At 69.3% G+C, this 12,442-nt stretch carries 9 protein-coding genes; 2 read left to right on the top strand and 7 right to left on the bottom strand.

What is annotated here, in order from left to right:
- The first annotated feature begins 39 nt into the window (after positions 1-39).
- Entirely contained in the window at positions 40-906 is an 867-nt protein-coding gene (locus tag ACXKZF_RS05215; protein ID WP_488985596.1) for a fumarylacetoacetate hydrolase family protein, read from the top strand.
- 151 nt (positions 907-1,057) lie between these two features.
- Here the strand turns inward: ACXKZF_RS05215 and ACXKZF_RS05210 are convergent, their stop codons facing one another.
- The 4 genes from ACXKZF_RS05210 to ACXKZF_RS05195 all read right to left on the bottom strand — a co-directional run bounded on the left by ACXKZF_RS05210 (position 1,058) and on the right by ACXKZF_RS05195 (position 5,183).
- Positions 1,058-2,521: an aspartate ammonia-lyase gene (locus ACXKZF_RS05210; protein ID WP_488985595.1), complete on the bottom strand. Its 1,464-nt coding sequence runs from the start codon at positions 2,519-2,521 to the stop codon at positions 1,058-1,060.
- A 175-nt stretch (positions 2,522-2,696) separates the two neighbouring features.
- A complete protein-coding gene (locus ACXKZF_RS05205) occupies positions 2,697-3,596 on the bottom strand; it encodes a phosphodiesterase (protein WP_055957952.1) in 900 nt (299 codons plus the stop codon).
- A gap of 40 nt (positions 3,597-3,636) precedes the next feature.
- Entirely contained in the window at positions 3,637-3,966 is a 330-nt protein-coding gene (locus tag ACXKZF_RS05200; RefSeq protein ID WP_055957955.1) for a hypothetical protein, read from the bottom strand.
- Positions 3,966-5,183, bottom strand: coding sequence for an inorganic phosphate transporter (locus ACXKZF_RS05195; protein WP_055957958.1), 1,218 nt, complete (start codon positions 5,181-5,183; stop codon positions 3,966-3,968). Before ACXKZF_RS05195 ends, ACXKZF_RS05200 begins: the two co-directional genes overlap by 1 nt.
- 189 nt (positions 5,184-5,372) lie before the next feature.
- Here ACXKZF_RS05195 and ACXKZF_RS05190 point away from each other — a divergent pair, with 189 nt between their 5' ends.
- Positions 5,373-7,487, top strand: a complete 2,115-nt coding sequence (locus tag ACXKZF_RS05190; protein WP_488985594.1) for a S9 family peptidase — start codon at positions 5,373-5,375, stop codon at positions 7,485-7,487.
- A gap of 212 nt (positions 7,488-7,699) precedes the next feature.
- Here ACXKZF_RS05190 and ACXKZF_RS05185 read toward each other — a convergent pair whose 3' ends face one another.
- From ACXKZF_RS05185 to ACXKZF_RS05175, 3 genes are all read right to left on the bottom strand, one after another.
- Complete coding sequence (locus ACXKZF_RS05185; RefSeq protein WP_488985593.1) at positions 7,700-8,104, bottom strand: DUF559 domain-containing protein; 405 nt, start codon at positions 8,102-8,104, stop codon at positions 7,700-7,702.
- Between the two features lie 765 nt (positions 8,105-8,869).
- A complete protein-coding gene (locus ACXKZF_RS05180; RefSeq protein ID WP_055957966.1) occupies positions 8,870-9,898 on the bottom strand; it encodes a 6-phosphofructokinase in 1,029 nt (342 codons plus the stop codon).
- 318 nt (positions 9,899-10,216) lie between these two features.
- Complete coding sequence (locus ACXKZF_RS05175) at positions 10,217-12,376, bottom strand: DEAD/DEAH box helicase (RefSeq protein WP_055957969.1); 2,160 nt, start codon at positions 12,374-12,376, stop codon at positions 10,217-10,219.
- Positions 12,377-12,442: the final 66 nt, after the last annotated feature.

Below are 12,442 nucleotides of genomic sequence, written 5' to 3'. Positions count from 1 at the left end.
AGCTCCCCGGCCGCGCGCCCGTCCAGGTAGCGTGGACGTATGCGCTTCGCCCACGCCCAGTCCCAGGAAGGGGCCGAAGCCCCCCGTCTCGTCTCGGTCCACGACGAGGAGATCGTCTTCGTCGACGCGCTCTTCGACGGCGCCCCCGCAACGCTCGAGCAACTGATCGCCGGTGGAGACGCCCTGCTCGACCGCGTGCGCGAGGCCGCGTCCTCGGCCCCGCGGCATCCGCTCTCCGGCATCCGGTACGCCTCGGCCGTCCTCGCTCCCCCCTCGATCCTCGCTGTGGGGCTGAACTATGCGGCCCACTCGGGCGAGCTCGGGCTCAAGACCGACGCGGGGCCGACGGTGTTCGTGCTCTGGCCCAACTCGCTCACCGCGCACGAGGCGACCACCTCGTGGCCGCGCGCGCTCAGCGAGGCCGTCGATTACGAGGCCGAGCTCGGCGTCATCATCGGCCGGCCCGGCCGGGACATCGCCGAGGCTGACGCGCTCCGACACGTGTGGGGCTACACGGTGGTCAACGACATCACCGCCCGCAACATCCAGTTCTCCGAAGCGCAGTGGTCGCGCTGCAAATCCTTCGACGGTTTCACCCCGACGGGTCCGTTCGTGGTCACGGCAGACGAGATCCCCGACCCGCAGGACCTGCACATCTGGACGGTCGTCGACGGACACACCGTGCAGGATGCCAGCACCGGCCAGATGGTGCGGTCGGTGGCGACGCTGATCCACAAACTGTCCGAGTCGGTGACGCTGCTGCCGGGGACCCTCATCTCGACGGGCAGCCCCGGTGGTGCCGGATACTCACGCGATCCGCAGATCTTCCTCCGCGACCGCTCGACCGTGACCGTCGGCATCGACGGCATCGGCGAGCTGACGACCCACTGCCGCATCCTCGACTGAGCCGGCCCCGCTCCCGCGGGACGGAGCCTCACCGACGAGAGCGCTGCGGCCCGGACGGGACGTCAGCGAGAAGCGGTCTCGGCGTCACGAGAGGCGGCCTCCACGGTTAACGGCCGGGACGTGTGGTCCCGACCCTTCGTCGTTCAGCGGGTCACTCCTCCACGACGCTGTCGGCGGCCCGGACGATCGGGATGGCCGCGGTGACCGCCTGCAGGCCCGACAGGCGTGCGGGCGACAGCTGCTTCGTGACCTCTTCACGGGTCATCAGGCCCGCCTCCACGACGAGGTCGGCGACGTTGCGGTGCGTCAGCAGCGCGGTCTTGGCCAGCGCCGCGGACGCGGCGTAACCGATGAACGGCGTGAGCGCGGTCACGACGCCGACCGAAGAGCCGACCATTGCACCCAGTCGCTCGCGGTTCGCGGTGATGCCGTCGACGCAGTTCACGCGCAGAGTCCACATCGCCTGCCGCATCCAGGTGATCGACTGGTAGATCGAGTGCGCGATGACCGGTTCGAAGGCGTTGAGCTGCAGCTGGCCGCCCTCGACGGCCATGGTCACCGTCATGTCGGCGCCGACGACCGAGAAGGCCACCTGATTCACGACCTCCGGGATCACCGGGTTCACCTTGCCGGGCATGATGCTGGAACCCGCCTGGCGCGGCGGCAGGTTGATCTCGCCGAGCCCCGCCTGAGGGCCGGACGACAGCAGCCGCAGGTCGTTGCAGATCTTCGACAGCTTCACGGCGTTGCGCTTCAGCGACGACGAGAACGACATGAAGGCGCCGGTGTCGCTCGTCGACTCCACCAGGTCGGTCGCGGTCTCGAGGTCGAGTCCGGTGATCTCCCGCAGGTGCCGCAGCACCGCTCCCCCGTAACCGGCGTGAGCGGTGATGCCCGTGCCGATGGCAGTGGCGCCCATGTTGATCTCGTACATCAGGTAGGCGTTCTCGGTGAGACGGCTGTAGTCCTCGCCGAGCGTGGTGGCGAAGCCGTGGAACTCCTGCCCAAGCGTCATCGGCACGGCATCCTGGAGCTGGGTGCGTCCGACCTTGAGCACGTCGTGGAACTCCTCGGCCTTGGCCAGGAAGGACTCCCGCAGCAGCGCGAGCTCTTCGAGCAGGCTCTGCAGCACCAGCGCGAGCCCGATCTTGATCGCCGTCGGGTAGACGTCGTTGGTCGACTGGCTGCGGTTCGTGTCGTCGATCGGCGAGAGGAAGGCGTAGTCGCCCTTCTCTCGGCCCGCCATCTCGAGGGCGATGTTGGTGATGACCTCGTTGGCGTTCATGTTCGTCGAGGTCCCGGCCCCGCCCTGGATGACGCCGACGGTGAACTCGTCGTGGAACTCGCCGTCGATGACGCGCTGGGCGGCGCGGTCGATGAGGTCGGCCTTCGCCTCGTCGAGCACGCCGATCTCGCGGTTGGCGCGGGCTGAGGCCTGCTTGACCATGGCAAGGCCCCGCACCAGGTCGGGGTACACCGAGATGGGGCGCTTGGCGATCGGGAAGTTCTCCAAGGCGCGAGCGGTGTGGATGCCCCAGTACGCGTCGGCGGGGATCTCGAGCGATCCGAGGGAGTCGGTCTCGGTACGGGTGCGCGTCATCGCGTCCAAAGCCATGGATACGTCCTTGTGGGTGTCACGGCGAGCAGGGATGCCCTGAGCCTAACGACCGCCTCGGGCGGAGTCGGTGGCCGCGACGGCCTGCCGCCGCATCCGCACCGTCCGGTGCGTCTATTGCACGCTCTGCGAGTACGCGCGGGCTGCCCTCCACCCGGGGGCGACGAGCAGCGGCTCACCGCTTTCGCGAGAACGCCTCGAGCCGCTCCTCCGCGCTCAGCGCCGCCATGCGCGCCGTCCACTCGGGGGTGAAGAAACCCGTCGCCTCCGCCTCGACGACGGGGACGACGGCATGCGTGACGGTGTCGTCCCAGACGTGCACGAGGTGGAACGAGCGCCCGGCATCCATGCCGTTGACCTCATCGGCCGGACGGGCGAGATCCATCGTGTAACACGAGGCTGCGGCGACGCTCACGGGAACCCCGGCGAACGTGCCCGATGTCGAGTAGTGCAGGTGGCCGGCGAGGATGGCCCGCACATCGCTTCCCCGGATGACCTCGGCGAGACCGCGCTGGTCGCGGAGCTCGAGGATGTCGAAGAACGGGATGTGCGTGGGCAGGGGCGGGTGGTGGAGGGCGAGGATCGTGCCGAGCGGAGCCGGCTCGACGAGCTCGCCGCGTAGCCAATCGAGCTGCGCGGCGTCGAGGTCGCCGTGGTGCCAGCCCGGAACCGTCGAATCGAGGGCGATGAGCCGCAGACCACCGAGGTCCCACACGCCGGTCACCGGCTCCTCGCTCGCCTCTGCGTCGAGAAGTTCGGCGCGCAGAGCCGGCCGTTCGTCGTGATTGCCGGCCACCCAGACGACCGGTGCACCGAGACGCGCCGCCCAGGGCTCCACTGCGGCGCGGAGGGCCCGATACGCCTCGGGCTCGCCGAGGTCGGTCAGGTCGCCCGTGAACACCACGGCATCCGGCCGCACGCCGGTCGCCTCGGCGGCCTCGAGCGTGCGCCGCAGGTGTCGCGCGGTGTCGTAGCGCTCGCCGAGCAGGCGGTCGCCGCCCAGCAGATGGGTGTCGCTGAGGTGGAGGATCACGCGCGCAGCGGGCGCGTGCTGACCGAAGTGCACGGATGCCATTCCCTCAGCCTAGGAGGGGGCTCCGACATCGCGTCCGGGGTCAGTGGTTGAACAGGATGAGCAGCAGAGCGCCGAGCACCACCGCCGCGCACACGGCGAAGCAGGCGTAGGCACCGAGGAGCGAGAGGCGCTTCTGGCCGTCGCTCAGCGGATTCTTCCGCGCGGCCTTCGCCACCGCCTTCTCGCCGCGGCGGCGTTGCTTGTCGGTGAGCACGGTGATGGCATCCGTGAACTCCGCCGGGGTGACCAGCGGAGGGCGCCCGCCGCGCACGAGCAGGCGCAGACCCAGCGCGTAGGACGTGACGACGATCGACGCACCCACGAGGGCGGCGACGAAGACCTGCAGGAACGCTCCCCAGTCGATGACCATCAGGCGTCCTTCCCGGCCTTGTCGCGGTCGAGCCGGCGCTGATGGCGCGTCGGCCCGGGCTTGCGGGGCACGTTCACCGCCGCTCCCGAGTCGGCGACCTCGCTCATCGCGTTCGCCGACGTGACCGAATCGCGGCGTGAGCGCAGGAACAGGCCCAGGATGATGATGACGGCGATCACCGCGTCGACGGCGACGCCCCAGCCGCCCAGCCACACCACGATCAGCGCGGCGGCCGCCCCCACGGCACCTGCGGCGGGCAGCGTCAGCACCCAGCCGATCATGATGCGTCCGACGGTGTTCCACCGCACGGTCGATCCGCGGCGGCCGAGGCCCGAGCCGATGACCGATCCCGACGCCACCTGCGTCGTCGACAGCGCGAAACCGAGGGCGCTGGATGCCAGGATCGTCGCCGCCGTCGAGGTCTCGGCCGAGAAGCCCTGGGCGGGCTTCACGTCGGTCAGGCCCTTGCCGAGGGTGCGGATGATGCGCCAGCCGCCCATGTACGTGCCGAGCGCGATCGTGATGGCGCAGGCGAAGACGACCCAGAGCTGCGGGTCGGGGTTCGCGCTGGACTGCCACCCGACGGTGATGAGGGCGAGGGTGATGACGCCCATCGTCTTCTGCGCGTCGTTGGTCCCGTGCGCCAGGGCGACGAGCGACGAGGTGAAGATCTGCCCCCAGCGGAAGCCGTCTCGACCGTCGGCCTTCGCGTCGTGGCGACGGGTGACGCCGTACGCGATCTTGGTCACGGTGAAGGCGATGATGCCCGCGGTGAGCGGGGCGATGAGCGCCGGCAGGATGACCTTGCTCAGCACCACGCCGGTGTCGATGGCGCTCGCGCCGACGCCCACCAGCGTCGCCCCGATCAGTCCGCCGAACAGGGCGTGCGACGAACTCGACGGGAGTCCGAGCAGCCACGTGAGCATGTTCCAGGTGATCGCGCCGATGAGGCCGGCGAAGATGATCGGCGGGAAAATGTCGGGACTGAGCTGATCTTCGCGGATCATGCCGCCCGAGATCGTCTTCGCGACCTCGGTCGACAGAAAGGCGCCGACCAGGTTGAGGCTCGCGGCGAGGAGGACCGCCACCTTGGGCTTCAGAGCACCGGTCGCGATGGGCGTGGCCATCGCGTTGGCGGTGTCGTGGAAACCGTTGGTGAAGTCGAAGAAGAGTGCCAGCACGATGACCAGCACGATGATGAGGGCTGCGCTCTCCACCGTTCGCTTTCCGTGAGAAGGAGGAAGGGATGCCGACGAAATCGGCGTGACGAACGAAGAGTTCACCTGGAGTTCGACACTCGTTCACCGAGGTCGCGTCGTCATCCTTTCATCGGCGGCGGCGGTGGTCAAACGCGCGCGGATCGCGCCGCCCGGCCCGATGTCGGGACGGCGCAGTAGCGTGGAACGGTGACCGACCTTCAGCACCAGCCGACACCACCCGTCACCGAACGCCGCTCCGCGGCGCGCACGCACCACGGCGACACCTTCGACGACCCGTACGAGTGGCTCCGCGCGAAGGACGACGCCGAGGTCGTCGCCCACCTCGAGGCCGAGAACGCCTACACGTCGGCGCGCACCGCCCACCTCGCGCCGCTGCGCGACACGATCTTCGGCGAGATCAAGGGCCGCACCCTCGAGACCGACCTCTCCGTGCCCGCCCGCCGGGGCGAGTGGTGGTACTACGGCCGCACGGTCGCGGGCGCGCAGTACGGCATCCAGTGCCGCGCCCCGCTGGACTCCCCCGACGACTGGACACCGCCCACCCTGTCCCCCGACCGCCCCGTACCGGGCGAGCAGGTGCTGTTCGACGGCAACGTGGAAGCCGAGGGCAACGAATTCTTCTCGCTCGGCAGCTTCGAGATATCGAACGACGGCACGCGCATGCTGTACGGCATCGACATCGCCGGTGATGAGCGCTACACCGTGCGGGTGCGCGACCTCGTCTCAGGCGAGACGCTCTCCGACGAGATCCCCGGCACTTTCTCGGGCGCATCGTTCTCGCCCGACGGCCGCTTCATCGTGTACACGACCGTCGACGACGCTTGGCGCCCCGACACCGTGTGGCTGCACGAGATCGGCACCCCCGTCGACTCCGACGAGAAGCTCTTCCACGAGAGCGACGACCGCTACTGGGTGGGTGCCGACTTCACGCGCAGCGACCGCTTCCTCGTCATCGAGATGGGCTCGTCGATCACGTCGGAGGAATGGCTCCTGGATGCCGACGACCTCCGCGGAGAGCCTCGCGTGGTGTGGCCGCGACGCGACGGCGTCGAGTATTCGTCGTCGCATGCCGTCGTCGACGGCGAGGACGTTCTCTACATCCTTCACAACGACGGCGCGCTCGACTTCGAGCTCGTGCGGGTCTCGGCATCCGATCCTCAGGGTGCGCGGCAGACCGTCATCCCGCACCGGAGCGGGCACCGCCTGCTCGGCGTCGACACGTTCCGCGACTGGGGTGTGGTCGGCTACCGCCGCGACGGCCTCGCCCGCCTCGGCATGCTGTCGTACAGCGACGGCACGGTCGACGAGATCTCGTTCGACGAACCTCTGTACAGCGTCGGCACCGGCGGGAATCCCGAGTGGGCTCCTCCCGTGCTGCGATTGAGCTACGGGTCGTTCGTCACGCCCGGCACCGTCTACGACTACGTCGTCGACAGCGGCGAGCTGGTGCTGCGCAAGCGACAGCCCGTACTCGGCGGGTTCGACCCCGCCGACTACGGTCAGGCACGCGTCTGGGCGCCCGCCGACGACGGCACCCGTGTGCCGGTGTCGCTGGTGTGGAAGCGCTCCTTCGGCGAGCCCGGGGCGACCCCCCGGCCCGTGCACCTGTACGGGTACGGCTCTTACGAGCACTCCATCGAGCCCGGCTTCTCGGTGGCCCGGCTGTCGATGCTCGACCGTGGCGTCGTCTTCGCCGTCGCGCACGTCCGCGGCGGCGGCGAGATGGGACGGCAGTGGTACGAAGACGGCAAGCTCCTGGCCAAGCGCAACACCTTCACCGACTTCGTCGCGGCGGCGCATCACCTGGTTTCGGAGGGCTACACGACCCCCGACCGCGTCGTCGCAGAAGGCGGCAGCGCCGGCGGGCTGCTGATGGGCGCCATCGCCAACCTCGCTCCGGAGCTGTTCGCCGGCGTCCTCGCCGACGTCCCTTTCGTCGACGCGTTGACCACGATCCTCGACCCCTCCCTCCCCCTCACCGTCATCGAGTGGGACGAATGGGGCGACCCGCTGCACGACGCCGACGTGTACGCCTACATGAAGTCGTACTCGCCCTATGAGAACGTCCGCGAGGGCGTCGAGTACCCGCGCATACTCGCCGTGACGTCCCTCAACGACACCCGTGTGCTGTACGTCGAGCCCGCGAAGTGGGTCTCGCGCCTCCGCGAGGTGGGCGCCGACGCGCTGCTGAAGTGCGAGATGGTGGCCGGTCACGGCGGCGTGAGCGGCCGCTACAACGCGTGGCGCGAGCGCGCGTTCGAACTCGCGTGGCTGCTCGACGTGCTGGGCTTGGCGGAGTAAGCCGAGCCGCCGCTGGATGCCTCGTCGCTTCGTGCGGCGGGGAGTTCGGCGTTGTGGCGCGGCGGCGAGGTCGGCGTTGTGACGCGGCGGCGAGTTCGGCCTCGTGGAGCGGTGGGGCCCGCGGCGATCGCGTCCCGATTTGTGCACGTCGTGTCCCACTTCCGGTTGTCTGAAGCCCCTCCAGCCGACCATTTTCGGGACGCGCATCATCCTCAGCGAGCCGACAACCCCGGCCGCCAGCCCGCTCGAACGAGAGCGTCGCGGGCCAGCGAGACGACTCGCGCGCCGTCGCCGCGGAGGTGATGGTTGAGGACGCGCACGTGATCCCAGCCTGCCGCCCGGATCTCGGCCCATCGATCGGCGTCGCGAGCGAACTGCCGTTCGTCTTCCGCGTGAACTCTTCCGTCGTACTCGACGGCGACCTTCCATCGCGGGTAGGCCAGGTCGATCTCGGCGACGAAGTTCCCCCGCTCGTCGAAGATATCGGCGTTGACGTCGGGAGCGGGAAGACCATTCCGGGCGAGCAACAGTCGCAGACGCGTCTCTCGCGGCGAACGAACGCCGGGATGGGCGAGGTCCGCAGCAGCACGGAGGATGCCACCTCGGACATCGCCCATCTCACGAATCTCAGAACGGAGATCCTCCACCGACGCGGTCGGCTCCTTTCCGCCGACGAGCGAATCCGCGGCGGCCACCAGGTCGTCCAGCGGCCACAGCCGACCGCACTGGCGCCACGCTCGGACAGGGTCTTCGACCGGCAGGCCATGCGTCCCCGAGCGTACGGCCGGCGCCCGGGTCTGCAATCGGTGCCCGACGACGCCCGAGGTTCGAGGCTCTCGCTCGGGACGATGAGCGGACACATGGATCCTCGGCACGTACGGCCACTCCGGCGTGCTGACCCCGCGAAGTGCGAGTGCTGTCTCATGGCTGAAGAACTGCCACGGCCTCAGTCGCGGGGCGTAGACCAGGCATTGCTCCACCAGGGTCGTCGGCCGCGCGCGATCCCTTGACCGGATGCCGTGGAACGGCGACTCCAGATCGGCGGCGCGCAATCGAGCACGCGTCACCCCGAGCTCCGCCGCGTCGGCAACAGAGAAAGAGCGGGGAATCGATGCGGGAAGGGGAGCGGGGCTCGGCATGCCTCAGCATCCCGTCTCGTCCACCCTCTTTCGGCGCTATCCCCAGGCGTCGGAGCGAGCGCTCCGGCCAGATCTCCACCCATGTCCCCATTTCGGCTGCCTGGGACACCGCCAGCCAACCTAACCTGGGACACACCTCGACCGAATCGGGACATGGTCGGATCCCCCGCGCAACGCCGATCCCCCGCCCAACGCCGACGCCCCGCCCCGCGCGAGCGGGACGGGGCGACGAACGAGCCGGGCTCAACCGAACAGCGCGGCGGCCTCTTCGTAGCGGTACAGCGGAACGCTGTTGAGCTCGCCGAGGGCGTCGCCGAAGGGGACGCGCACGATGTCGGTGCCGCGCATCGCGACCATCTGACCCCAGGCGCCCTCGTGCAGCGCGTCGGCGGCGTGCAACCCGAGACGCGTGGCGAGCACGCGGTCGAAGCCCGACGGCGAACCGCCGCGCTGGATGTGGCCGAGCACCGTGGAGCGGGTCTCGATGCCGGTCAGACGCTCGATCTCGGGGGCGAGCAACTCGCCGATGCCGCCGAGACGCGGGCGGTTGAAGGCATCGAGGCCCTTGTCGCTGAAGGCCTCGTCCATTCCGGTGAGCTTGAATCCTTCGGACACGACGACGAGCGGCGCACGGCCACGGTCGTGCGCGCGGGTGACCTGCTCGACGATCTCGTCGATCGACATCGGCACCTCGGGGATGCAGATGACGTGCGCGCCCGCGGCGATACCCGCGTGCAGCGCGATCCAGCCGACGTGGCGACCCATGACCTCGGCCACCATGCAGCGCTGATGCGAATCGCCCGTGGTGCGTAGGCGGTCCATGGCATCCGTGGCGATGTTGACGGCGGTGTCGAAGCCGAACGAATAGTCGGTGGCGCGCAGGTCGTTGTCGATCGTCTTGGGGACCCCGAGCACGTTGATGCCGTCCTTCGACAGGCGGTCGGCCGCGGCGAGAGTGCCCTCGCCACCGATGGCCAGGATGCCGTCGATCCGGTGCCCGTAGAGCGTCTTGGAGATGTTCTCGGCGCCGCCGCGCGCACCCTCGTACGGGTTGGTGCGGCTCGTACCGAGGATGGTGCCGCCCACCTTGGACAGGCCCTTCACCTCGTGGCGCGTGAGGGGGAAGAAGTCGCCGTCGACGACGCCACGCCACCCGTCGCGGATGCCGACGAACTCGATGTCGTAATTGGTCGTGCCCTTGAGCACGACGCCACGGATGACCGCGTTCAGCCCGGGGCAGTCGCCGCCGCTGGTCAGGATGCCGATCTTCATGGGCAGAGTCCTCAAGTGCTGTGATTCGGGTGGAGGTGACGGCGCCGTTGCCGTCTTCGACCCTATCGCCGCGGGCGGGACCGCTGCCACACGGTGACGACGGGCGGGCGGATGCCACGACCTCGACCCCGGAGCCGCGCTCGGCTCTGCCACTGTCAGCGTGTACAGGCGGTCGCGCCGAAACAGGCCATCCCGGGCGCCGCCCACCCTGTTCTCAACCGATCCCCTGTTCTCGCGACGTCCAGACGCGCTGCCCGGGGCCGCGAACGCACGAACGCCCCGATGCCGAAGCGACCGGGGCGTTCGCGAAGAACCGACTCAGGCTTTGCCGAGTGCCTGTCGCAGCAGGTGCATGAGCGCCGAGAGCTGCACCGAGTCGCTCGAACCGGGCTCGATCGACTGGCCGTCGAGGGCGCGCTGAGCGAGGCCCTCCTTCGAGTCGATCAGCTCGGCGATCTTGGTGTCGATCGTGTGCGCGGCGATGATGCGCCACGCGGTCACGGGCTCCCCCTGGCCGATGCGGTGCACGCGGTCGATGGCCTGCGTCTGCTCGGCGGCCGTCCACGACAATTCGGCGAGCACCACGTTGGAAGCCGCCTGCATGTTCAGGCCGACACCGGCGGCTGTCAGCGAACACACCGCGATCCCCACGCCGGGGTCGCTGTTGAACGCGTCGATGGCCGCCTGGCGGGCGGTCGAGGTCTGCTCGCCGCGCACCGACACGGACTTCAGGCCGGAGGCCTTGAAGTGGGCCTCCGCGGCATCCATGACATCGATGTGCTTCGCGAAGAAGACCACCTTCCCCACCGAGCGCTGCAACTGCACGGCGTAGTCGGCGGCGAGGTGCGCCTTGGCCTGACCGATCCGACGAACCATGGTGAACACGTTCTCGCTGCCCGAGCCCGCAGCCTTCGACTCTTCGAGTTCGCCGTGGGCGACGAGGCGCACGATGTCCTCGTCGATCGCGCCGGCGGCGAGACCTCGATCGCCGCGCGCCTCGATGATGCGGCGGTACTTCGCCGCGAGGCGGGCGCCGAGTTCGCGTTCGGCCTGGCGGATGGAACGACCGAATTCATCGTCGAGCTCGACGGGCAGGTCGGCGACGAGCTTGTCGGGCAGGTCGGCGGCGACGTCCTTCTTCTTGCGCCGCACGATTCCCATCGAGATCACGGCCTCGCGCGCCTCGGGGTAGAACGCCTTGTCGGCGGGCGTCAGGCCCGTGGCATCCAATTTCTCCATGAGCTCGGGACCGGGCTTCTCGCCGTTGGTCCACCCGAGGAACCGCCAGATCGCGTCGAAGTCCTCGACGTCGTTGATCAGGGGGGTACCGGTGAGGGCGAGCATCAGTGGATCGCGTGTCTGCTGACGGACACGGGATGCCAGGGCCAGCACGTTCTGCGAGCGCTGCGACGTGAGGTTCTTGATGAAGTGCGCCTCGTCGACGACGACGCCCTTGAGACCGATCGACGACAGCCACGACAGGTGCCGGTCGAGGATCTCGTAGTTGACGATGAAGATGTCGGCGAAGGCGTCGATGTCGGCACCGCCGCCCGAGATGACGGTCGCGCGACGCTGCGGCGTCCAGCGCTGCACCTCGCGGGCCCAGTTCATCTTGACGACGTTGGGCACGACGACCAGCAGCGGATAGGCGTCGGCGACGCTGGCGGCGAGCACCGACTCGGCGGTCTTGCCGAGACCGGGTTCGTCGGCGAGCAGGAACGACCGGTGACCGGTGCGGACGGCTTCGAGGAAGCGCGACTGGTGCGGCATGACCTCGAGCCCGCGCGGCGACAGCCTGTCGAACTCGGGGACGGGCGGCAGTTCCATGCTCGCCGCCGAACCGCCGGCGCCGATCTCGAACGCCTTGTAGAGAGGGCCCATGAGCTCCCATCCGTCGAGGCGGCGGCGCGGGGCGTCACCGCTCGTGCGCGGGGTGAGGTCGGGCGGGAGGAACGGGTTGGCCATCTGGCGCGCCTCGATGGATGCCGGAATGACCTGCTTCTCGGCGAGCGACGCCGGCACCACGGGGGCGATCTTGGGCGCGTTGTCGGTGATGATGAGCTCGTCGGGCGGTAGTTCCGAGCCGGCCTCGAGCAGCCAGTCGCGGCGCATGCGGCGGGCGACGGGAGAGGTGGCCTGATCGACTTCGAGCAACTGGATCAGCGAGGTGTCGCGCGCGGCCGTCTTGGCGAGGATGGTCGCCACCCCGTCGAGGCGCTTGAGCAGCTCGGCGCGGGCGGCGTCGGTGATCTCGGTGTCGGCCTTGACCCGGGCGCGTTCCTCGCGCACGAGGAAGGCGATCACCTGGAACTTGACGCGGTTGGTGGGCCCGAGCTTGCCGCGCTGCGCCTTCGCCTCGACCTCGCGCACCTTGCGGGCGAGGATCGGGATGACGGGGGCTTCCTCGTCGCGTCGGGATGACGTGGTCTTTCTGCGCCGCTGGGTCGAGCTACGGGCGGCGGTTGCCGTGGTCGGCATGCTCCTCCTGAGCGTGTCGTCCGGAATCTCGTCCCGGAACGTTCCGGCCTGGGCCGGTGGAACAGT

It is taken from the genome of Microbacterium sp. ABR10 (assembly GCF_057812175.1).
The sequence above is the reverse complement of the archived record's forward strand: the minus strand, read 5'-3'. Positions and strand labels throughout refer to the sequence as shown.